22 protein-coding genes are annotated in these 21,751 nt (G+C 70.4%); 13 read left to right on the top strand and 9 right to left on the bottom strand.

Features of this window, described 5'->3' with window-relative positions; all coding sequences use genetic code 11:
* Window positions 1-114 precede the first annotated feature (114 nt).
* Window positions 115-1,077 (top strand): helix-turn-helix transcriptional regulator, encoded by a 963-nt coding sequence (locus ACFV6V_RS04750; RefSeq protein WP_385559091.1) that lies wholly within the window; start codon window positions 115-117, stop codon window positions 1,075-1,077.
* Between the two features lie 21 nt (window positions 1,078-1,098).
* Here ACFV6V_RS04750 and ACFV6V_RS04745 read toward each other — a convergent pair whose 3' ends face one another.
* Window positions 1,099-2,019, bottom strand: coding sequence for an SDR family oxidoreductase (locus ACFV6V_RS04745; RefSeq protein ID WP_385559089.1), 921 nt, complete (start codon window positions 2,017-2,019; stop codon window positions 1,099-1,101).
* A 110-nt stretch (window positions 2,020-2,129) separates the two neighbouring features.
* On the opposite strand from ACFV6V_RS04745, the gene ACFV6V_RS04740 reads away from it, so the two are divergent.
* Together ACFV6V_RS04740 and ACFV6V_RS04735 are read left to right on the top strand one after the other, a co-directional pair.
* On the top strand, window positions 2,130-2,648 hold the full coding sequence (locus ACFV6V_RS04740) for a DUF4240 domain-containing protein (protein ID WP_385559352.1): 519 nt from the start codon (window positions 2,130-2,132) through the stop codon (window positions 2,646-2,648).
* 230 nt (window positions 2,649-2,878) lie between these two features.
* Window positions 2,879-3,535, top strand: coding sequence for a TetR/AcrR family transcriptional regulator (locus ACFV6V_RS04735; RefSeq protein ID WP_385559086.1), 657 nt, complete (start codon window positions 2,879-2,881; stop codon window positions 3,533-3,535).
* Between the two features lie 53 nt (window positions 3,536-3,588).
* On the opposite strand, the gene ACFV6V_RS04730 is transcribed toward ACFV6V_RS04735, so the two are convergent.
* Window positions 3,589-4,140 (bottom strand): GNAT family N-acetyltransferase, encoded by a 552-nt coding sequence (locus tag ACFV6V_RS04730; RefSeq protein WP_385559083.1) that lies wholly within the window; start codon window positions 4,138-4,140, stop codon window positions 3,589-3,591.
* Between the two features lie 25 nt (window positions 4,141-4,165).
* On the opposite strand from ACFV6V_RS04730, the gene ACFV6V_RS04725 reads away from it, so the two are divergent.
* Window positions 4,166-5,068: a TIGR01777 family oxidoreductase gene (locus tag ACFV6V_RS04725; RefSeq protein ID WP_385559350.1), complete on the top strand. Its 903-nt coding sequence runs from the start codon at window positions 4,166-4,168 to the stop codon at window positions 5,066-5,068.
* Window positions 5,069-5,258: 190 nt separating this feature from the next.
* Entirely contained in the window at window positions 5,259-6,605 is a 1,347-nt protein-coding gene (locus tag ACFV6V_RS04720) for an NAD(P)/FAD-dependent oxidoreductase (RefSeq protein WP_385559081.1), read from the top strand.
* 129 nt (window positions 6,606-6,734) lie between these two features.
* Here the strand turns inward: ACFV6V_RS04720 and ACFV6V_RS04715 are convergent, their stop codons facing one another.
* Window positions 6,735-8,246, bottom strand: coding sequence for a regulator (locus tag ACFV6V_RS04715; RefSeq protein ID WP_385559078.1), 1,512 nt, complete (start codon window positions 8,244-8,246; stop codon window positions 6,735-6,737).
* 234 nt (window positions 8,247-8,480) lie between these two features.
* Between ACFV6V_RS04715 and lipB the strand changes: the two genes are divergently transcribed.
* The 4 genes from lipB (at window position 8,481) to ACFV6V_RS04695 (ending at window position 11,549) form a co-directional block, all read left to right on the top strand.
* On the top strand, window positions 8,481-9,299 hold the full coding sequence (lipB, locus tag ACFV6V_RS04710; RefSeq protein WP_385559075.1) for a lipoyl(octanoyl) transferase LipB: 819 nt from the start codon (window positions 8,481-8,483) through the stop codon (window positions 9,297-9,299).
* Between the two features lie 120 nt (window positions 9,300-9,419).
* Window positions 9,420-10,388 (top strand): lipoyl synthase, encoded by a 969-nt coding sequence (gene lipA / locus ACFV6V_RS04705; protein ID WP_385559073.1) that lies wholly within the window; start codon window positions 9,420-9,422, stop codon window positions 10,386-10,388.
* Between the two features lie 233 nt (window positions 10,389-10,621).
* Window positions 10,622-10,825: a hypothetical protein gene (locus ACFV6V_RS04700; RefSeq protein WP_361278570.1), complete on the top strand. Its 204-nt coding sequence runs from the start codon at window positions 10,622-10,624 to the stop codon at window positions 10,823-10,825.
* A gap of 19 nt (window positions 10,826-10,844) precedes the next feature.
* Window positions 10,845-11,549: a DUF4191 domain-containing protein gene (locus ACFV6V_RS04695; protein WP_385559070.1), complete on the top strand. Its 705-nt coding sequence runs from the start codon at window positions 10,845-10,847 to the stop codon at window positions 11,547-11,549.
* Window positions 11,550-11,641: 92 nt separating this feature from the next.
* Here ACFV6V_RS04695 and ACFV6V_RS04690 read toward each other — a convergent pair whose 3' ends face one another.
* A complete protein-coding gene (locus ACFV6V_RS04690; protein ID WP_385559067.1) occupies window positions 11,642-12,109 on the bottom strand; it encodes an RDD family protein in 468 nt (155 codons plus the stop codon).
* 222 nt (window positions 12,110-12,331) lie between these two features.
* Here ACFV6V_RS04690 and glnA point away from each other — a divergent pair, with 222 nt between their 5' ends.
* Window positions 12,332-13,741 carry a type I glutamate--ammonia ligase gene (gene glnA, locus ACFV6V_RS04685; protein ID WP_361278576.1) on the top strand — a complete coding sequence of 470 codons (1,410 nt, stop codon included), beginning with the start codon at window positions 12,332-12,334 and terminating at the stop codon, window positions 13,739-13,741.
* A 144-nt stretch (window positions 13,742-13,885) separates the two neighbouring features.
* On the opposite strand, the gene ACFV6V_RS04680 is transcribed toward glnA, so the two are convergent.
* The 4 genes from ACFV6V_RS04680 to ACFV6V_RS04665 form a co-directional block, all read right to left on the bottom strand.
* Entirely contained in the window at window positions 13,886-15,721 is a 1,836-nt protein-coding gene (locus ACFV6V_RS04680; protein ID WP_385559064.1) for a choline/carnitine O-acyltransferase, read from the bottom strand.
* Complete coding sequence (locus tag ACFV6V_RS04675; protein ID WP_385559061.1) at window positions 15,718-16,545, bottom strand: class I SAM-dependent methyltransferase; 828 nt, start codon at window positions 16,543-16,545, stop codon at window positions 15,718-15,720. Before ACFV6V_RS04675 ends, ACFV6V_RS04680 begins: the two co-directional genes overlap by 4 nt.
* Before the next feature lie 66 nt (window positions 16,546-16,611).
* Window positions 16,612-17,481: an arpA protein gene (locus ACFV6V_RS04670; RefSeq protein ID WP_385559058.1), complete on the bottom strand. Its 870-nt coding sequence runs from the start codon at window positions 17,479-17,481 to the stop codon at window positions 16,612-16,614.
* Window positions 17,482-17,653: 172 nt separating this feature from the next.
* Window positions 17,654-17,932: a hypothetical protein gene (locus ACFV6V_RS04665; protein WP_385559055.1), complete on the bottom strand. Its 279-nt coding sequence runs from the start codon at window positions 17,930-17,932 to the stop codon at window positions 17,654-17,656.
* Window positions 17,933-18,050: 118 nt separating this feature from the next.
* Between ACFV6V_RS04665 and ACFV6V_RS04660 the strand changes: the two genes are divergently transcribed.
* Window positions 18,051-18,413, top strand: a complete 363-nt coding sequence (locus ACFV6V_RS04660; RefSeq protein ID WP_385559052.1) for an arsenate reductase family protein — start codon at window positions 18,051-18,053, stop codon at window positions 18,411-18,413.
* A gap of 38 nt (window positions 18,414-18,451) precedes the next feature.
* Here the strand turns inward: ACFV6V_RS04660 and ACFV6V_RS04655 are convergent, their stop codons facing one another.
* Complete coding sequence (locus ACFV6V_RS04655; RefSeq protein ID WP_385559049.1) at window positions 18,452-19,363, bottom strand: aldo/keto reductase; 912 nt, start codon at window positions 19,361-19,363, stop codon at window positions 18,452-18,454.
* Window positions 19,364-19,529: 166 nt separating this feature from the next.
* Here ACFV6V_RS04655 and ACFV6V_RS04650 point away from each other — a divergent pair, with 166 nt between their 5' ends.
* Window positions 19,530-20,501 carry a hypothetical protein gene (locus tag ACFV6V_RS04650; protein WP_385559046.1) on the top strand — a complete coding sequence of 324 codons (972 nt, stop codon included), beginning with the start codon at window positions 19,530-19,532 and terminating at the stop codon, window positions 20,499-20,501.
* Window positions 20,502-20,685: 184 nt separating this feature from the next.
* Window positions 20,686-21,720, top strand: coding sequence for a glutamine synthetase (gene glnII, locus ACFV6V_RS04645; RefSeq protein WP_385559043.1), 1,035 nt, complete (start codon window positions 20,686-20,688; stop codon window positions 21,718-21,720).
* Window positions 21,721-21,751: the final 31 nt, after the last annotated feature.

Here is a 21,751-nt window from a genome sequence, read left to right as displayed (position 1 = left end):
CCCGGGGCCCCCCGTTCCGCACCCCCCGGCGCCCTCCGGCTGTTGGCGGCTGTGGGGCACCCCCCCGGGGGGCCCCCCGGCACCGCGGTGCCGGGGCCCGCGACAATGGCGGACATGCGCGCTGCCCGGCTCATCAAGATGGTTCTGCTGCTCCAGTCACGGCCTTCCATGACCGCCGCCGAGCTCGCCCAGGAGCTCGAGGTCTCCGAGCGGACCATCACCCGAGACGCCCTCGCGCTGTCCGAGGCCGGGGTGCCGGTGTACGCGGACCGGGGGCGGGCGGGCGGCTACCGGCTGATCGGCGGGTACCGGACCCGGCTGACGGGTCTCGCGAGGAGCGAGGCCGAGGCGCTGTTCCTGTCCGGGGTGCCCGGCGCCCTGCGGGAGATGGGCCTTGAGGACGCGGCGTCGGCGGCCCGGCTGAAGGTGTCGGCCGCGCTGCTGCCGTCGCTGCGGGACGCGTCCGACGCGGCCGCCCAGCGGTTCCACCTGGACGCGCCCGGCTGGTACCAGGAGCCCGGGACCCCGGAGCTGCTCCAGGCCGTCGCCGAGGCGGTATGGGACGACAGGATCGTGATGGCGCGCTACCGGGATGCCGAGCGGCGGCTGGAACCATACGGCCTGGTGCTGAAGGCGGGGGTCTGGTACTTGTGCGCACGCGCCGATGGAGAGTCGTTTCGCGTGTACCGGATCGACCGGTTCGCCGCCGTGTCCGTATCCGGTGAGCGCTTCGCCCGGGACGAGTCCTTCGATCTGCCGGCGTTCTGGGAGGAGCGGGCCGCACAGTTCGCCCGCTCCATCCTGCGCACCGAGATCGTCGTACGTCTCTCCCCCGACGGTGCCCGCAGGCTCCCGTACGTCACCGACCGGGCCGCCGCCGTCGAGGCCCTGGAGGCTGCCGGGCCACCGGACGGGCAGGGCCGGGTGACCGCGACGCTGGCGGTCGAGTCGGAGGTGGTGGCATTCAGCCAGCTGCTCTCCCTCGGCGCCGAGTTGGAGGTCCTGGAACCCGCGGGCCTCCGCGCACGCTTCGCGGAGGCCGCGGCACTGATGCACACCCTTTACAGCCCGCCGTAGGGACGGCGGCCGCTCCAGCGGTCAGCGGTAGTCGTCGACGGGGGCGTTCTTGCCGCCGTGGACGACATCCAGGAAGTACCCCCAGGCGTCCGGCCTGCTGCCGTCGGCGTCCGTGAAGCCGTACTCCCTCGCGAGCTGCCCGCTGGAGAGCGTCTGCCCGTTCCACCGCGCGCGCCCGGGGTCGGCGGCCACGGCGGCGATGCCCCGGGCCACGTAGACCGGCGACTCGGCCACGGCGAAGTGGGGTTCCCTGGCGATGGCATCGCGCCAGTTCTCCTCGCGGACCCCGAAGGCGTCCAGCATCTGCTCGGAGCGCAGGAATCCGGGGGTGACGCAGACGGCCGTGCACCCGAGGTCCTTCAGGTCGTGGCCGAGAGTGAACGCCATCCGGATGGGGGCGTTTTTGGCCAGGTCGTAGTAGAAGTTCTCACGGAAGCGCCGGTTGTACTCGGGGGTGCCGTCGGTGATCTCGAAGAGGATTCCGCCGGGCCTTCGCACCAGCAGCGGCAGGGCGACGCTGCTGGTGATGATGTGACTGCGGACGCCCAGCTCCAGCAGCCGCAGCCCGCGGTCGAGCTCGGTGTCCCACATCTTGGTGTGCCATTCGAGCAGGTGGTCGCCGCCCCAGAGGTCGTTGACGAGGACGTCCAGCCGGTCCTGCTCGCGTTCGATCCGGGCGACCAGCGTCCGCACCTGGTCCGCGTCCAGATGGTCGGTGGGGACGGCGATGCCCTCACCGCCCGCCCCGGTGACCAGTTCGGCGGTGCCCTCGATGGTCTCGGTCGCCCGGCCGACCTCGCTGACGCAATCCCTGGTCGTACGCCCCGTCACATAGACGGTGGCGCCCGCCGCCCCCAGTTGTACGGCGATGGCGCGGCCGGCGCCCCGGGTCGCGCCCGCCACGAGCGCGACCTTTCCCCTGAGTGGTGTGTCGGTTGTCATGCCGTGACCGTCCCACTGAATTCCGACACCTTCTGTCCGCATTTCCGAAAGACAGCATTTCGGCCGCTCCACGTGCGCCGCCGCGCCCCAACCCCGATGCTTGTCCCGTGATGGACGAGACGGAGTTCTGGGAGATCATCGACAGCACCCGCGAGGCCGCCGAGGGCGACCCCGAGGACCACGCCGATCTGCTGGTCGAACGGCTGCTCCAGCTCGACCCCGACTCCGTCCTGGACTTCGCCCGCCACTTCGAGGCGCGCTACAACCGGGCCTACCGCTGGGACCTGTGGGGTGCGGCAGCGGTGCTGCTGGGCGGGGCGAGTGACGACGCGTTCGACTACTTCCGCTGCTGGCTGATCGGCCAGGGGCGGGAGGTCTTCGAGGGGGCGGTGCACGACCCCGACTCACTCGCCGGCCTCCTGGGGGAATTCGACGAGGAGATCGACGGCGACGGAGAGGAGCTGGGGTACGCGGCGGACGAGGCGTACGAACAGCTCACCGGGGTGGTCGCACCCGATCTGGGTGTCCCGTCCCAGTCGGCCGAGCCGGAGGGCGCGGCGTTCGACTTCGAGAGCGACCGGACGCTGGCGGAGCGCTTCCCCGCGCTGTGGGAGCGCTTCGGGGGCTGACGAACCGCGTTCACACCCCGGCGGTCTGCGCGCGGAAGCACGAGTTGACCTTCCGTCACACCATCGCCTCACCATGGATCGATGGTTTCCATGAGAAACCCCCCGGTAAGCCCTGCGCAGGCTCCCCTGCGCCCGGTCGTGCGACCGGCGCACAGACCGAGGGACCGTTTCCGCGCGCTCCGGGTGTCGCCGCACGGTCGCGGTCGGCCCCCGCGCGTACGCTGCCTCCGGTGAGCACCCATGCACCGTCCGCACCGTCGCTTCAGCGGGCGCGGCGGCCGTCGCTGACCGCGCGCCGCAAGGCGGCGACCGAGCTGGGCATCGCACGGGCCGCGGCGGAACTGTTCGCCGAGCGCGGTCCGGACCGTACGACCGCGGACCAGATCGCCGGACGTGCGGGCGTCGCACTGCGCACGTTCTACCGCTACTACCGGGGCAAGCAGGACGCGGTCGCCCCGCTGCTGGCGGACTCCGCCGAGCGCCAGCGCATCGCGCTCGCCGCCACGACGCCGGGCACCACGCTCCCCCGGGCCCTGGAGCTTTCCCTGTCCGACGCTCTGTCAGGGCGGGACGAGGCGGCGCGCGAGAGTCTGCTGTGGACGGGGGTCCTGCTGCGCGCGGCGGTGGGCGACGCCGCGCTGCGGACGGTCTGGTACCGGGTGCACCGTGACGCCGAGGAGCGTCTGCTGCCGGTGCTGGCCACGCTGGCGGGCCCGGGCGCCGACCCGCTGTCGGTCCGCCTCACCGCGGTGACGGCCACCGAGGCGCTGCGGGTGGCGCTGGAGACCTGGGCGGCGACGGGTGAGCCGCTGTCGGGGACGGAGGCGTCACCGGCCGTCCTGGCGGTGCGCTGTCTGCGCGAACTGACCGGCGGATCCGAGCCGTAGCGGAGCCCAGCCGGGGCGGAACCCACTCCTGGAACGGCGGCACCGGCATCCGCTCAGGGCGTGAGCGACCGGCCCATCAGTACGTCGTCCACATAGCGGCCTGCGATGAAGAACTCACCCGGGAGCACTCCCTCGACGGCGTAGCCCTCCGACTCGTACAGCCGCCGGGCCGGGGTGTTGTGGCCGAGCACCCGCAGGGTGATACGGACGGCCCCCTGCCGCCGCGCCTCTTGGGCGGCCGCGCGCAGCAGGGCCTTTCCCAGCCCGCCACCACGCGCCCAGCCCGCCACGGCGAGGCCCTGGATCTGGCGTACATGCCGGTTGCAGGCGAGCGGGGTGGGCACGCCGAGACGGACATAGCCGGCGAGCCTGCCGGAGGCGCCCTCGGCGTACTCGGTGCCCTCGCTGTACTCGGCGACAAGGCAGCTCACGGGGCAGACGGGATCGCCGAAGTCGGAGTCCCGGAAGAACGGCTCGGACGGCTGCGTGGGCCGGGACTGAACGGAGTGCAGGGTGGACCAGGTGGCGTCGTCGAGCTCGCGCAGCCCGGTGTCGTCGCTGCCGCGGGCGGGACGTATCCCGTACGGCATATGAGGTGCGGACATGACGGCACTGTTTCATCTGGGCAGGATGGGACGCATGCGTATTGCGATCACCGGCTCCAACGGGCTCATCGGTAAGGCGCTTGTCCGCTCCCTGACGGCAGAAGGGGGGCATGAGGTGGTCCGCCTGGTGCGGCGGCCCGCACGCACCCCTGACGAGGTGCAGTGGGATCCCGAACGTCAGGAGGTCGACGCCCTGGGCCTGAACGGCTGCGACGCCGTCGTCCATCTGGCCGGGGCCGGAGTGGGTGACCATCGCTGGACGGAGGCGTACAAGAAGGAGATCCGGGAGAGCCGGGTGTTCGGTACGGCCACGATCGCGCAGGCCGTGGCCTCGCTGGAGGAGCCGCCGCGGGTACTGGTCTGCGGGTCCGCGATCGGCTACTACGGCGACACCGGCGACCGCGCGGTGGACGAGAGCGCGCCGCCCGGTGCGGGGTTCCTCGCGTCGGTCTGCGAGGACTGGGAGGCCGCGGCGGCGCCCGCGCACGAGGCCGGGATCCGGGTGGCATACGCCCGTACCGGCCTGGTGGTGGCGCGGGAGGGCGGGGCATGGGGGCGGCTCTTCCCGGTGTTCCGGGCGGGGCTCGGCGGACGGCTCGGCAGCGGTCGCCAGTTCTGGAGCTTCATCTCCCTTGAGGACGAGGTGGCCGCTTTCCGCCACATCATCGACACGGATGGCCTGTCCGGTCCGGTGAATCTCACCGCGCCGAATCCGCTGACGAACCGCGAGGTCACCGAGGCGATGGGGCGCGTCCTGGGCCGCCCGACCCTGTTCACGGTGCCGCCGTTCGCGCTCCGTGTCGCCATGGGCGAGTTCTCCGAGGACGTACTGGCGAGCCAGCGGGTGCTGCCGCGCAGGCTTCTCGACTCCGGGTTCGAGTTCGCCCACCCCTCGATCGACGAGTCCATCCGGGCGGCGTTGCGCTGATCCGCGTACTTTTCCGCAAGGCGGGGAGGCGCACACCTGTACGAGTTCATGCTGCCGGGCGACCGATGTGCGCCGCTGGCCGCGCACCTACCGAAGGGTTTCTACTCTCCAGTCCAAACTTCCGCATCGCACAGGCAGGTTAGGGGAATGAGGCCCCACACCAAGCCGCGCCGACCTCGGGGAGGGGCACGTGCTCAGCAGCGCACGCCACGCGGACGTCGTCATCGTCGGGGCCGGTCTCGCCGGCCTTTCGGCAGCTCATCAACTCACCAGTGCGGGGGTCACGGTCACCGTCCTGGAAGCCGCACCCACCGTCGGAGGCCGGATGGCCACCGAACGGGTCGACGGCTTCCGGCTCGACCGGACCGGGCACCTGCTCAACACCGCCTATCCGGAACTTCGGCGCACTCCAGGGCTCGCAGGGCTCGAACTGCGCCCCTTCGCGTCCGGAGTGCTCGTGCACAGCGAGGGACGCCAGCACAGGGCAGGCGTACGACGAAGTGCGCACAGGGGTTCGCCCTACGCCCCGCGGCGCGTAGAGGGGGCGCTCAACGCCGCGCGCGCCCTCGCAAGCGCCCCCCGCACCCCGCTCGGCAACGCACTCGACCAGGCCCGGCTCGCCGCCGTGCTCGGGCGCCTCTCGGCGACCCCGACCCGCCGTCTGCTCGGGCGTCCGGAACTCCCGGCGCTGGACGCGCTCTACGCCCGGGGCTTCTCCGCCCGGACCGTGAGCGGCTTCCTGCGGCCCCTGCTCTCCACCCTGCTCTGCGACCCGGAGCTCACCAGCTCCAGCCGGGTCGCGGACCTCGCTCTGCGGGCCTTCGCCCGCGGCCGCCTGTGCGTGCCCGCGGGCGGTGCCGCCGCACTGCCCGACCTGCTCGCCGCCACCCTGCCACCAGGCACGGTCCACACCGGGGTGCGTGTCACGGACGCGTCGATCAGCGGTGTGCTCACCGAGGAGCACGGCTCCATCAGCTCCCGCTCGCTGCTCCTCGCGACCGGTGCCCGCACGGCCGCCACCCTGCTGCCGGGACTGCGCGTCCCCGCGTTCCATCCCGTGACGGTCGTTCACCACGCGGCTCCCGTGCCGCCGCTGGGCGAACCGTCCCTGTTGCTGGACGCCGACCGAACCGGCCCCGTCTCCCACACCGCCGTGATGAGCGAGGTCGACCCGTCCCGCGCCCCGCTCGACCGTGCCCTGGTCACCTCCACCGTCCTCGGACGGCCACCCGTGGATCTCGACCGCCGGGTGCGCGCCCAGCTCGCCGCGCTGTACGGCGCCCCCACCGACGACTGGGAGCTGCTCGCCGTCCATCACGACCCGGAAGCCGTGCCCGCGATGCCGCCACCGCACGACCCGCGCCGCGCGGTGCGGCTTCTCGCCGGGCTCTACGTGTGCGGCGACCACCGGGACACCAGCACCGTGCAGGGGGCGCTGTACTCGGGGCGCAGGGCGGCGCACGCCATCCTGCGCGACTTCGGCCTCCAGCCCGGCTACTCGGCGGGAGCGCTCACCGCGGACGCCGTGGCCGCCTAGCTCGAGCGTCCGGGACCATCGAAGCCGACACGCCTCGATGCCCGGTCGAGGACGAGTCGGGAGTGCTGCCGTGCTGCCGTGCTGCCGGGCTGCCGGGCTGCCGGGCTGCCTGCGGGGCGTCGGCGCCCGTCAGCCGATGGCCATCACCCGGTCGCGGTATCCCCGTACGGCCGCCGCGTCCCGGTAGGGCTCCAAGCGACGTTCGAAGTCGCGGATGTAGTCGACCGCGCGGGCCGAACGCATCTCGGATGCCTGCTGGGCGGCCTCCGCGCCGAGCACGCAGGCCTGGTCGAGTTCGCCGAGCCCAAGCCGTGCCGTGGCGAGTACGACACGGCAGAAGAGGCGGCTGCGGGCGTACCCGGGCGGGCGCAGTTGCAGCGAACGCTCCGCGTGCTGGACGGCGGCGCGGTACTGCTGGAGGTCGCGGTGGCAGTGCCCGAACTCGTCCGCGAGCTGTGCCTCGTCGAAGTAGCGCGCCCAGTGCGGGACCTCGTCACCCGGCCGCGCCGCCTCCAGCGCCCGCTCGGCGCGTACCAGCGAGGCCGTACAGGAGCGGAGGTCGCCGAGCACCCCGTGACCCCGTGCCTCCACCGCGTGCAGCAGCGCCTGGACGACCTGCGGCGCGCCGGAGCCGATGCCCTGCTGGGCGACGCGGGTGAGCTGGACGGCCTCACGGCCGTGGCTCAGGTAGACCGCCTGGCGGGCCATGGTGGCCAGGACGTACGCACCGTACGCCCGGTCACCGGCCGCCTGCGCCAGCCGCAGCGCCTGGACGAAGTACCGCTGGGCGAGGCCGTGCGCGGCGATGTCGTACGAGGTCCAGCCGGCGAGCCGGGTGAGGTCGGCCGCGGCGGCGAACAGCTTGCGCCCGGTCGCCTCCGCGTAGCTGCCGCGCAGCATCGGCTCGAGCTCGTGTTCCAGGTAGCGCACCAGTGCCTGGCGGGCGTGCCCGCCGCCGTAGTTCTGGTCGAGTGTCCGGAACAGTTCGCCGACCGAGCGCAGCGCCGCGATATCACCCGCCGTGACCCGCTGGCCCGGTCCGCGGTCGGTGCCGCGCTGGCGCGGGACGAGGACCCGCGCACCGGGCGGGGCGGGGAGCCGGGCAGGACCGGAGGCGGCGGCACCCGGGTGGACGGCTCCCGGCGCGACCCCGGGCTGAACGGCTCCGGGTGTGGCGAGCGGGTCCTGACGGCCGACCCGCTCGTCGGCCCGTCCGATCAGCCAGTCCCGGCTCGGTACGACCAGTCCGGCGGGGGTGAAGGCGATCTTCCGCAGCTCCGCATGGCTGCCCGAGTCCTTGCGCCACAGCCCGCTGACGATGTCCACGGCCTCCTCGGGGGTGGCCGCGAACTCGAGACCGGCGTAGACCGGCGCACAGGCGTCGAGCCCCAGGTCCTGCGCGGACAGCCGGCGCCCCAGCCGCCGGGTGAACACCTCGGCGATCAGCGCGGGTGTCGTACCGCGCGGCTGCTGCCCGCGCAGCCAGCGGGTCACCGAGGTCTTGTCGTACCGCAGGTCGAGACCGTGCTCCAGGCCGAGCTGGTCCACGCGGCGGGCGAGCCCGGCGTTGGAGAAACCCGCCTCTTCGATGAGCGCGGCGAGCTGGCGGTTGGGTGTGCGCTGCGGGGGTCGTTCCGTCATCAGCTGTGCGGTCTCCTGCCTTCCGGGCCCGAGATGCAGCCCACATGAAACGGCGCGAATGTAGCGGGCCTGACCCGCCCCACCGGCGCACCTTGTCTCCGCATTCATCCGATCGTGTGAGGATTGGGGGCGTCGCTGACGACTGCGGCGCCTGTCGTGACGAGTCGTACAGTGGCCGGGGGCGCGACGCGTGCACCCGTGAAAGCGTGAGGCAGCTTGAGGGAGGCACAGCCGGTGAGCGAGCTGCGTTTTGTCCATCTGGGCTTCGGCGAGGACGCCGTCGAGTACCAGGAGGCCTGGGACGAGCAGCGCCGCGTGCACGCGGCGCGGTTCGCCGGCGAGATCCCCGACACCTGCCTGCTGCTCGAGCACCAGCCCGTCTACACGGCGGGGCGGCGTACGGAGGACAGCGAGCGCCCCCTGGACGGCACCCCGGTCATCGACGTGGACCGCGGCGGCAAGATCACCTGGCACGGCCCGGGCCAGCTGGTGGGCTACCCGATCATGCAGCTGCCGCGCCCGGTGGACGTCGTGGCCCATGTGCGGCGGCTGGAGGAGGCGCTGATCCGCACCTGTGCCGAGTTCGGTGTGGAGACCACCCGGATCGAGGGCCGCAGCGGGGTCTGGGTGCTGGGAGACCCGATCGCGGAGCGTCCGTCGGTCGGGGGCCTGTCGCTCGACTTCGACCCCCGGCTGCACGACGAAGAGTTCGACCCCCGCCTCAGCGGCCCCGAGTACGCACCCTCGAACGCGGGCCAGCGCCGCGAGGACCGCAAGCTGGCCGCCATCGGCATCCGGGTCGCCAAGGGTGTGACGATGCACGGCTTCGCGCTGAACGTGAACCCGGACAACACGTGGTTCGACCGGATCGTGCCGTGCGGCATCCGGGACGCGGGGGTCGCCTCGCTCGCGGGTGAGCTGGGCCGGGATGTGACGATCGCCGAGGTGGTCCCGGTGGCCGAAAGGCATCTGCGTGAGGTGCTGGAGCGCGCGGACCTGAAGCCCCGCGCCGTCGAGCACGGCATCGCACCGGACGCGGTACCCGCCGGCTGAGCGGTGTCGGCCCGCCTGGGAATGCCCACCCCATGGCCAGAGGTTGGCCAGGCGTAGGGGCATCAAAACATCGGGCGTACCCTGGTGGTCGCCGAGGAATCGAAGTGTAGGGAGCCGGTCGTGTCCGCTGTCGCACCCGACGGACGCAAGCTGCTGCGTCTGGAGGCCCGGAACAGCCAGACCCCCATCGAGCGCAAGCCCGAGTGGATCAAGACCCGGGCGAAAATGGGCCCCGAGTACAACCAGCTCCAGAAGCTGGTCAAGAGCGAGGGCCTGCACACGGTGTGCCAGGAGGCCGGCTGTCCGAATATCTTCGAATGCTGGGAGGACCGCGAGGCGACCTTCCTCATCGGCGGCGACCAGTGCACCCGGCGCTGCGACTTCTGCCAGATCGACACGGGTAAGCCGCAGGCCCTCGACCGGGACGAGCCGCGCCGCGTCGGCGAGTCCGTGGTCGCGATGGACCTGAACTACGCGACGATCACCGGCGTCGCCCGCGACGACCTGGAAGACGGCGGCGCCTGGCTGTACGCGGAGACCGTGCGCCAGATCCATGCGCAGACGGCCGGCCGCGAGGCCGGACACACCAAGGTCGAGCTGCTGATCCCCGACTTCAACGCGGAGCCGGACCAACTGGCCGAGGTCTTCTCGTCCCGCCCCGAGGTGCTCGCCCACAACGTGGAGACGGTGCCGCGGATCTTCAAGCGGATCCGCCCCGGCTTCCGCTACGAGCGCTCGCTGAAGGTGATCACCGAATCCCGCGCGGCCGGGCTGGTCACCAAGTCCAATCTGATCCTCGGCATGGGCGAGACCCGCGAAGAGGTCAGCGAGGCGCTCCAGCACCTGCACGACGCGGGCTGCGAGCTCATCACCATCACGCAGTACCTCCGCCCCTCGGTGCGCCATCACCCGGTGGAGCGCTGGGTGAAGCCGCAGGAGTTCGTGGAGCTGAAGGAGGAGGCCGATGAGATCGGCTTCTCCGGAGTGATGTCGGGCCCGCTGGTGCGTTCGTCGTACCGGGCAGGCCGACTCTTCCAGCAGGCGAAGGACAAGCGTGAGGAGACCGCGGCCACCACCCAGGCCGTGTGAACTCCCACACAAGATATTACCGGCCAGTAGTGGCCGGATCGATGCGGCTCATACGCTCTCCGCAGGTCGGGGGCGCGTATGGGCCGCGTCTGCTTCAGGCGCTCCGAATAAAGGTTTCATCGGTGTTTGACCACTCAGTCACGCACTGGTAACACCAATCAGTGACTCTGGATTCACGCACAGCACGCACGCTCTCACTCATCGCCACCTTGCCCCCGAGGGAGACTCCCACCATGCAGGCCGCGACTTCCGTACGCGCCAACGCCTTCCCGACCCTCACCCAGGCCCTTCGTGCCGTGGAATCCGTGCTCCTGCGCGGCGGCCAGAGCACCGCCCGCCGAAACGCCTGGACGGCGGTGCTCGAGAACCGGCGCCTCGCCAAGGACCGGGTCGAGGCCGAGCACGTATTGGAGGCCGCGCTGACCCGCTCCTCCTGAGCCACGTAAACTTCACAACATGGCGAGGAAGGAACAGGCAGAGACTGCTGCCTCTGCGAACCCCGGGCGACTCAAGCAGATCGCCCTGACGTACAAGATGACCCGTCGGTCGGACCCGAAGGTCGGTCTGATTCTCGGGGCTGTGGGAATCGTCACCTTCGGTGTCCTTCTCGCGATCGGTTTCCTGATCGATCACCCCTACTATCTCGGCCTCCTAGGTCTCCTGCTGGGCTTCCTCGCGATGGCGATCGTCTTCGGACGCCGCGCCGAGCGTGCCGCCTTCGGGCAGATGGAAGGACAGCCGGGCGCGGCAGCCGCAGTACTCCAGAACGTGGGCCGCGGCTGGACCACGACCCCAGCGGTCGCGATGAACCGAAGCCAGGACGTCGTCCACCGGGCCGTCGGCAAGGCCGGCATCGTCCTGGTGGCCGAGGGCAACCCGAACCGGGTGAAGACACTGCTGGCGGCCGAGAAGAGGAAGATGTCCCGCATCGCCGTCGAGGCCCCGGTGCACGACATCATCGTCGGCGACGGCGAGGGCCAGGTGCCCCTGAAGAAGCTGCGCACCACCATGGTCAAGCTGCCGCGTGTGCTGAGCGGCCCGCAGGTGACGCAGACGAACGACCGGCTGCGCGCGATGGGCGACCTGATGAGCAACATGCCCCTGCCGAAGGGCCCGATGCCCAAGGGCATGCGCATGCCGCGTGGCGGCAAGTCGCGCTGACGCGCATCACCTGAGCACGATGTCTGAGGGGCCCCCGGCACTGCCGGGGGCCCCTCAGACGTGATGCCAGGCCGTCGCAGGCCGTGTCGCGGTCAGATCCGCACCTGCACCGCACCGGCGAAGCGGTCGTGCAGCCCGCGCCCGTCGCGGTCCCACACCAGCGCCGGGATGCCGAGGCAGAGCAGGGCGCCACGCACCACCGCGCGCCCGAAACCGAGCCGCCCACCGTTCACGGAGATGACGCGGAGGCCGAGGAGGCGCTTGCCGGGTGTGCTGCCGACGGTGCCGACGGTGAGCGCACTCAGTACGAGAAGGACCAGCAGCGCGGGGTTGCCCGCCGCGGACCAGTCGCCTCCGGTGAAGAGGCCCCATGCGATGAGCATGCACAGTCCCCAGTCGATGAACAGCGCCCCGAAGCGCCGTCCGAGCGGGGCGATGGCGCCCGGGCCCTCCTGCGGCAGTCCGAGCCGCTCACCCCGGTAGCCGAGGTCGGCGCCCATGTCCTCGACGGCCGCGCGGGGGCCGGACAGCCACGAGCCGATTGCTTGCCTGTTGTCCACCCGTCCACGGTACTGTGCGGGCTTTTGATCACCCCAGGCCGGGTCCGGTCACCACCGCCCGTGGCACGGTTCCTCGCGGGTCCGGTTAACGTCCGCGAAACAAATGAGTCATGCTGGAGAAATCCCCGCTACCTAGGGTCGTGTGCAGCGTGTGCCCCCGCACTGGCCGCACGACCGAGCGACAACCCCGTCCCTCCCCGGGCCGGGAGTAGGAGGAGTTGGATGTTCCAGAACGCCGACGACGCCAAGAAGTACATCGCGGACAACGACGTGAAGATGATCGACGTCCGTTTCTGCGACCTTCCGGGCGTGATGCAGCACTTCACCGTCCCGGCAGCGGCGTTCGACCCGTCCGAGGAGCTCGCCTTCGACGGCTCGTCGATCCGCGGCTTCCAGGCGATCCACGAGTCCGACATGGCCCTGCGCGCGGACCTCTCCACGGCGCGCCTGGACCCGTTCCGCCGTGACAAGACCCTCAACATCAACTTCTTCATCCACGACCCGATCACCGGCGAGCAGTACAGCCGTGACCCGCGGAACATCGCCAAGAAGGCCGAGGCCTACCTCGCCTCCACCGGCATCGCCGACACCGCGTACTTCGGCCCCGAGGCCGAGTTCTACGTCTTCGACTCGGTGCGCTTCGCCACCACGGCGAACGAGGGCTTCTACCACATCGACTCCGAGGCCGGTGCCTGGAACACGGGCGCGCTCGAGGACAACCGCGGCTACAAGGTCCGCTACAAGGGCGGCTACTTCCCCGCCCCGCCGGTCGACCACTTCGCCGACCTGCGTGCCGAGATCTCCCTGGAGCTGGACAAGGCCGGCCTCCAGGTCGAGCGCCAGCACCACGAGGTCGGCACCGCCGGCCAGGCCGAGATCAACTACAAGTTCAACACGCTGCTCGCCGCGGCCGACGACCTGATGCTCTTCAAGTACATCGTGAAGAACGTCGCCTGGCGCAACGGCAAGACCGCGACCTTCATGCCCAAGCCGATCTTCGGCGACAACGGCTCGGGCATGCACGTCCACCAGTCCCTGTGGGAGGGCGGCTCCCCGCTCTTCTACGACGAGCAGGGCTACGCGGGTCTCTCGGACATGGCCCGCTACTACATCGGCGGCATCCTCAAGCACGCCCCGTCCCTGCTGGCCTTCACCAACCCGACGGTGAACTCCTACCACCGTCTGGTCCCGGGCTTCGAGGCCCCGGTCAACCTGGTGTACTCGCAGCGCAACCGCTCCGCCGCGATGCGTATCCCGATCACGGGCTCCAACCCGAAGGCCAAGCGCGTCGAGTTCCGCGCCCCGGACCCGTCCTCGAACCCGTACCTGGCCTTCTCCGCGCTGCTGCTCGCCGGCCTCGACGGCATCAAGAACAAGATCGAGCCGGCCGAGCCGATCGACAAGGACCTCTACGAGCTCGCCCCCGAGGAGCACGCGGGCGTTCCCCAGGTCCCGACCTCCCTCCCGGCGGTCCTCGACGCCCTCGAGGCGGACAACGAGTACCTCCAGGCGGGCGGCGTCTTCACGTCCGACCTGATCGAGACCTGGATCGACTACAAGCGGACCAACGAGATCGCCCCGATCCAGCTGCGCCCGCACCCGCACGAGTTCGAGCTGTACTTCGACATCTAGGAAGCACAGTCGAGCGCCCGGGCCTGAGCCCGGCGAGCGAACGCTGCGAGGGCCGCCACCCCTGCCCGGGGTGGCGGCCCTCGCTTTCGCGTTCAGACCTCGTGCGTGTCCTCCCGCCCGTGCGCTCCGGCTGTCGCGCGCTCCCTAGGGCCGCTCGGGCGCCAGCAGGTCGCGCAGTTCGGCGACCGCCTCCCCCAGCCGGTCGGCGAAGGCGTGCATCTGGCCGGCGACCGGCTGGGGGGTGCTCAGGTAGAGGTTGAAGCGCTCGGGGAGCAGCACGTAGGCCACGCCGATGCAGCGGGTGCTGGTCGAGCCGAAGCCGAAGAACTGGATGTTGTGGGAGGGCGCGGAGCTGGTGCTCAGGTAGTCGTCGCGCATGGTCAGCCAGCCGGGGGTGCGGTAGAGGCCGGGCTGGTCGGGGACGCCCAGGTCCTGACCGCGGCGGCGCTGGATCAGTTCGAGTTCCCACAGGTGCTGTTCGGGGGCCTGACCCGTCTGGCATTCCCTGGCGCGGGCGACATGGCGGGTCGCGGCGGTCAGGAAGGCCGCACGGCGGGTGGGGGCGTCCGTCGCGGGGTCTTCCATCGTCCGGACGAACTCGACCATCTCGGGGGTGACGACCCGCATGGCCTCGGTGCGGCCGTTGCGGTACTGGCGGGTGGCGATGGACTCGTAGGTGGCGCCCAGGAGGCCCTTCGCGCGCTGGTGGGCGAGTTGGTAGGCGGCCTGGACGAAGGCGTCGGGTGAGACTCCGAGGGCCTTGATCGCGGTGTTGCCGAAGTCGTCGAACGAGAGGGTGGTGGTGGCCGTGGCGCGTCCGTAGGCGGCGAACGCGTCGGCCGCGGAGCGGACCTGGGAACGGAGCGCGTCGTCCAGGGCGAACACCACCGGTTCGACGGTGGGAAGTCCCTGGGGGCGGGCTCCGGACTGGCGGGAGTGGTCGGCGGGCGGGGTGGACAGCAGGGCGTCGGTGAAGTTGAGGATGGTGGTGCCGTCCAGCTCGCAGTGCTCCACGTTGATGCCCGCGCGGCCGTCCGCGAACACGACGAAGGACACGGCCTTGTCGAACCAGCGGTTGCCCCGGTCGCCGTGGAGCAGTTCGTCGCAGGCGTCCTCGATGCCGTCGGGTGCGAAATCCTCCAGGCAGACACAGAACAGCGCGGTCTCGATGTCCTCCAGCGCCTCGGCGTTGCCGGGGTGGAACGCGAGGAGGGACTGGCGGGCCGCGGCCCATTCGGCGCGGGCCATGGTGGTCAGATGGCCCACCGAGGTGTCCGGTGCGGCGGGTTCGGCGCCGGCCTTCATGACTGCTCGCAGGCCCGCTTCGAGGTCGTCGAGGGCGTACGGGACGCCGTCGTGCCCCAGCACGTCCATCCGGAACATGGCGCCCTGGAAGAACACCACGATGTGCCGTGCCGTGGACGGGCCGGGGGCGCTGTCGCTGTAGGGGGCGCGGACGGTGTCCTGCTGGAGGCCGGGGATACGGGTCGCGGAGAACAGGTGCTTGTGCTGCACCATCGACTGCGGGGCCCCGCGCAGCGTCACGGGCTCGATGAGTTCCCCGTCGAGCTGCCGCTTGTAGTTGAGCGCGCCCGCGATGAGGCCGGCGGCCCGTTCGGTCTGGGACTGCGTCTGCGCGGGGTCCTGGAACAGGAAGAAGAAGTTGGCGTTGAGGGCGATACGGTCCCGGCGGCCGAGGTAGCGGTACGGCCAGAAGGTGTCGAGCCAGCTGTGTACGCCTTCGGTGGCGTCGTACTCCTCAAGCGCCGCGTGCAGCGCCCGGCCGGGGCCGTCGGGGTGGAGGAAGGCGGCGACCTCCGCCTCGGTGGCAGCGCGTTCGTCGGCGGTCAGCAGCGGGGCGCACCATTCGAGGAAGCGCTCGCAGCTGGCCTCCAGCGTGGGAAGCGGGACACGCGGCAGGCTGTGCTCCTGGGAGAAGGTCCCGTTCGCGCTGCTCGCTGCACCCTGAGTGGTGGTCAATTCGGGTCTCGATTCGGATTGTTCGGGCGGGAAAGGTAGAGCTGTGCGTAGAGCCAGCCTTCCGCTTCGAGTCCCCGCGCATCCACCCCGGCGGCCGACATGCCGTCGAGTACGAGTGACTGTTCACGCTCGGAGGCGAAGCGGCGCTGTCTGAACAACTCGTCGACGCGGGTGGTCCGGTATCCCAGTCCGGACAGCGCCTGCTCGACGGCGTCGAAGGGGAACATCCGCAGCACGAAGTGGGCCATCCACGGGCGGCGGCCGCCCTGGGCGGCCATGACCCGGTTCAGGGTCCGTTCGGTGACATAGCCGATGCAGCCCGTGGAGATGACCAGGTCCGTGCCCGCTAGCTGGGCGCACTGGGACGGCGTGGGGTCATGGTGCTCCAGGTCGGCGTGGATCGCGTCGTCGAGGAACCCGGCCTCGTGCGCGTAGGCCAGGGCGTCGGCGGAGGCGTCCAGGCCGGTGAAGCGGATGGGCTGGGCGGGTTGGCGCGAGCGGGACAGTTCGCTGTCCCGGGAGAGCAGGGTCTCGCGGGAGTCCGCCTCGCGCGCCTCGTCGCCGTATCGCTCGTAGAGCTCGTCCATCGTGGCGTCGTACTTCACCAGGGCCGCGTTGATCCCGTACGAGCAGCCGATGTCCAGCACCTTGGGCTCGGCGACCCGCTGGGACTCCCGGTACTCCTGTATGTACTTCACGAAGTAGGGCTTTGCCAGCTGGGGTACGCAGTAGCCGAGCGGGCGCAGCACCCGGAAGTAGGTGCGCGGATCGGGCTGGTTGTAGATGTCGTCGAGCGAGACTTTTCCGGTCGTGTCGAAACGCACGGGAATTCTTCCTCCCTCAGTCGGACCTCAGTCGGACAGGACCTGGGCCCCGTCCGGGCGACAGACCTAGTCGAGCAGCCGGTCCCCTCTGACCGACTGGCCTTCGGCCGCCAGGTGCTCGGGCAGTACGCGGCCGAACAGCTGCCGGGTCCTCGACACGCTCCCGATGACACCCGGACGCTCGCTGTAGGCGAAGATCGCGGAATGTCGCGCGTGTTCGCCCCGTACGGGACTGACCCGGTGGAGCGAATAGCGGCCCTTGAAGAGCTGGAGATCTCCCGGCCGGAGAGGGAGGCGGCGGACGAGATGCCGTCCCCTGCCCTCGATCACGTCCCGGACATCGCCGAAGTGTTCGTCCTGCGGCGTCCTGATGTTGGGGCAGTACTCGAAGTCCCCGCCGCTCTGGGCCTGGCGGGTGAGCATGCTCACGGTGAACTCGTTGGTGTCGAAGTGCCAGGGGTGCTCCATGCCCGGCTCGACGACGTTGAGCACCAGACCGGAGAGCGGGTCCGCCAGCTCGTGCAGTCGGCCGAGACCGAAGCAGCGGGCGATGAAGCGCTGGAACTCCCGGTGCGAGTAGAGCCTGCTGATGAGGGCGCCCTTGGGGACGCGGTCCCGTGCGACGAAGGCGTTGCCCCGCTGGAAGGTGGTGCGCCCGGGGTGGTGCTCGGGGAGCGCCGGATCGATCTCGATGTTGTAGACATTGACCGTCTCGACGTCGAAGTGGGCCCGGGGGGCGATGGCCGAGCACTCCTGCTCCAGGATCTGGCGGTACTCGGAGCGGATGAAGTCCGGCAGCACGGTGCAGCCGAGTTCACCGAGCTCGCGATGGGCGCGCTCCAGCACGGCCAGGGCCTCGGGGTTCTCGGGGTCCGTCAGGGGGTAGCGGGTGGTGTCGATCACCTGGTCAAGCGTCATGGTGTGCGGAGCGCTCATTCGATCCTCTCCACGTACGGGCAGACCGCCAGCAACAACTCATTGGGGGAGTCGCAGAGTTGACGTTCCCACAGCGCGTGGTGAGTAGTCTGTGACACGCCGCACTCACAGGTACGGGGTGACGTGCGGCCCGGGGCGGAGAGCCCCGGGCCGCGACGCCTGCACGTAGGTGTCAGTCGCCGGAGTAGATCAACGACCGCACCATGCGGCATGTGGTGTTGGACGGCGGATGGATGCCGATGCGCTCGGCGGTGCTGCGTATCCGCCGGTTGCTCGCCTTCGCCGGGTGGTAGACGCCCGTGTCGAGCAGGGCGATCGCGAGGCGCATGGCCTTCAGCCGGCGGTTGTGGGACTCGTACCACTCACGCGGCTGCCCGGCCGGCAGCGGCTGCTTCTTCAGCTTTGGACGGGACTTCTGCTTCGGCGGCGTCGTGATTGCGGCAACGGCCATCGGCGACCTCCTGGCATGTGGTGGGACCCTCACGAACTAGTTCGATTTTACCGCCGGGCACTGACAATCGCCCCTGGCCAGAGGGGGTTTAACGGACTGCGGGGAGTACCGTGGCGGGATGGAGATCTGGATCAACCCCGCGTGTTCCAAGTGCCGCAGTGCACTTCATCTGCTGGACGAGGAGGGCGCCTCCTACACGGTGCGCCGCTACCTGGAGGACGTGCCGTCCCCTGATGAGATCCGCGCGGTGCTCGACCGGCTCGGTCTTGAGCCCTGGGACATCACCCGCACCCAGGAGGCGATCGCGAAGGAGATCGGTCTCCAGGAGTGGCCGCGCGAGGAGTCCTCACGCGACCGGTGGATCGCGGCGCTCGCCGAGCACCCCAAGCTGATCCAGCGTCCGATCATCACGGCCGACGACGGTACGGCCGTGGTGGGGCGTACGGATGAGGCGGTACGGGGCGCGATGAGGCGCCGCTGACCGGAGTGTCCGCCGACCCGGGGCTCCTCCCGGGCCGCTTACGCCGCGGCGCGGTGCGCGACTTCCAGGGAGGCGAGGTCCTCCTCGCTGAGGCGCAGGGTTCCGGTGGCGATGTTCGCCTCCAGGTGCTCCGGGTTGCCGGTGCCGGGAATGGCCAGCATGTGCGGGCCTCGGTGGAGGGTCCATGCCAGCCGGACCTGTGCCGCACCGACTCCGTGGGCACGTGCCACGGCCTGCACCGCGTCGTGCTCGGGTGAGGTCACCCCCGCCTGCCCTCCGGAACCGGCGACGGAGTAGAACGGCACAAACGCCACACCCTGCTCACCGCAGCTGCGGACGAACGCGTCCCGCTCGGGCCGCAGGCCGATGCCATAGGCGTTCTGCACACAGACGACGGGTGCGATCGCCTGCGCCTCGGCGAGCTGATCGGGGTTGACGTTGGACACGCCGAGCTGACGGATGAGCCCGGCCTCGCGCATCTCGGCGAGCGCGCCGAATCGTTCGGCGATCGAGTCCGCACCGACGATCCGCAGGTTGACGAGGTCGAGGTGGTCACGCCCGAGCTGGCGCAGGTTTTCCTCGACCTGTCCGCGCAGTTCCTGCGCCGTCCGGGCGTGCGCGGTCCACTCCCCGCACATGTCCCGGTGCGGGCCCACCTTGGTGGCGATGACGAGGTCGTCCGCGTAGGGGGCCAGGGCCCGGTTGATCAGTTCGTTGGCGGAACGCAGCGGCGAGAAGTAGAACGCGGCGGTGTCGATGTGGTTGACGCCGAGCTCCACCGCGCGGCGCAGCACCGCGATCGCCTGGTCGCGGTCGCCGGGAACGGCGTCGGGTATCAGCGCCTTCCCCCGCTGCGGCAGGCGCATCGCGCCGAAGCCGATTCTGTTGACCTTGAGGTCTCCGAGCATCCAGCTGCCCGACGCGTCCGCGGTGATCGTTTCTGAGTTCATCCGGTCATGATCCATCACCCTCGCCCTCACTGCCTGCGAAAACTTAAGTCCCAGTTAAGGAAGTTACGTCTGATTCGTTGAGCAGGGCCGCGTGGCCTACCCGTACGTAGCGGCAACACGGAATCAGATCCGGCCGCCGTCCACGGCCGGGGACAGGAGCACTTACGTGTCGCGCAAGAAGACCCTCAGCGGCAAGAAGAAGATCACCCTGCTCGTCAGCGCCGCGGCGCTGATCGGCGGCACCGCGATTGTCATGACCGGCACAAGCAACGCGGGAACGAACAACGCCTCCGCGGCCTGTGACGGACTCGCTCAGGCCGTCCGCAACAACGAGAACTTCATCGCCGGCCAACGAACCAACCCCGACGCCCAGTCGGGGGCACGGATCGCCAACCGCGAAGCGGTGATCAAGCAGATCAAGGTCCAGCAGAAGGCCGCGGGATGCGCGGAAGGCTCCGGCGGCTCGGGCCAGGCAGCGGCTCCGGCCCAGCCCCCGGCCGGTCAGGGCCAAGGTCAGGGGCAGGGGCAGGCGGGGAGCGGCGGCGCGGCCGGCGAGGTCCTCTGCGCCGGGCAGAACCTCACCTTCTCCAACGACGGCGGCGCTCCCGCGGCCTCCAGCGGCGAGCTTCCGGTCGGCACGAAGATCAAGGTCACCAACCTGGCCAACAACAAGACCACCACCGTGGAGGTCACCTCGACCTCCGGAAGCTGCGCCCTGCTGAACGCCGCGGCCTTCGAGCAGGTCCGCGAACCGGGCAAGAACGTGATCCGGCAGGTGCGCATCGAGCGCGTCGGCGGGGGCCAGGCCGACGGCGATCAGGGCGCCGGGAACCAGGGGAGCCAGCCTCCGGCCGCAGGCGACGCCGGTAACCAGGGCGGCGGTGCGGTCGGCGAGGTCGTCTGCCAGGGCTCGACCGTGACCCTCTCCGGTGAGGCCGGCGCCCCCGCGGCCTCCAGCGGCACCTTCCCGGTCGGCACCAAGCTCAAGGTGACCAACCTCGACAACAACAAGTCCACCACCGTCGAGGTGACCTCTGCCTCCGGAAGCTGCGCCCTGCTCAACAACGCGGCCTTCGAGCAGGTCCGCGAGCCCGGCAAGTTCCTGATCCGCAAGGCACGCATCGAGCGCGTCGGCTGATCCGGGCGTAGCTCATCCGATGTATACGACGGCGCCGGGGTCCGGCGCCGTCGTATCCCGGGCCGGTACGGCTGGACGGGAAACCTGAGTAACACGGGGTTCACAATCGGGCAATGGACGGGAAATCCCGTGTTGCCAAGCTGCGCCTCATACCCCGCAGCACCGCGCAAAGGATGAGGCCCCCGTGACGTTCATCAAGGCTGAGTACATCTGGATCGACGGCACCGAGCCGACCGCGAAGCTCCGTTCCAAGACGAAGATACTGACCAGCACCGTCGCCGGTGTCGACGAGCTGCCCATCTGGGGCTTCGACGGATCCAGCACCAACCAGGCCGAGGGCCACGCCTCCGACCGCGTGCTGAAGCCCGTGTTCACCTGCCCGGACCCGATCCGCGGCGGCGACCACATCCTGGTGCTCTGCGAGGTCCTGAACACGGACATGACCCCGCACGCCTCCAACACCCGGGCCGAGCTCGTGGAGGTCGCCGAGCGTTTCACGAACCAGGAGCCGATCTTCGGCATCGAGCAGGAGTACACCTTCTTCGAGGGCGACCGTCCGCTCGGCTTCCCGGCCGGCGGCTTCCCGGCCCCGCAGGGCGGCTACTACTGCGGTGTCGGCGTCGACGAGATCTACGGCCGTGACGTGGTCGAGGCCCACCTGGAGAACTGCCTCAAGGCCGGTCTCGGCATCTCCGGAATCAACGCCGAGGTCATGCCCGGTCAGTGGGAGTTCCAGGTCGGCCCGCTGGCGCCGCTGGAGGTCTCCGACCAGCTGTGGGTCGCCCGCTGGCTGCTCTACCGCACCGCCGAGGACTTCGGCGTCGCCGCGACGCTCGACCCGAAGCCGGTGAAGGGCGACTGGAACGGCGCCGGTGCGCACACCAACTTCTCGACCAAGGCCATGCGCGAGGGTTACGACGCGATCATCACCGCGTGCGAGTCGCTGGGCGAGGGCTCCAAGCCGATGGACCACGTCAAGAACTACGGCGCCGGGATCGACGACCGTCTGACCGGTCTGCACGAGACCGCCCCGTGGAACGAGTACAGCTACGGCGTCTCGGACCGCGGCGCCTCGGTCCGTATCCCGTGGCAGGTGGAGAAGGACGGCAAGGGCTACATCGAGGACCGCCGTCCGAACGCCAACGTCGACCCGTACGTGGTGACCCGGCTGCTGGTGGACACCTGCTGCTCCGCCCTGGAGAAGGCCGGCCAGGTCTGATCGTCCCCTCCGTGGTGAAGGTGCCGCCCGC

This window comes from Streptomyces sp. NPDC059828, from assembly GCF_042731955.1.
Taxonomy (GTDB): domain Bacteria; phylum Actinomycetota; class Actinomycetes; order Streptomycetales; family Streptomycetaceae; genus Streptomyces.
This window is presented reverse-complemented; position numbering and strand designations above follow the sequence as displayed.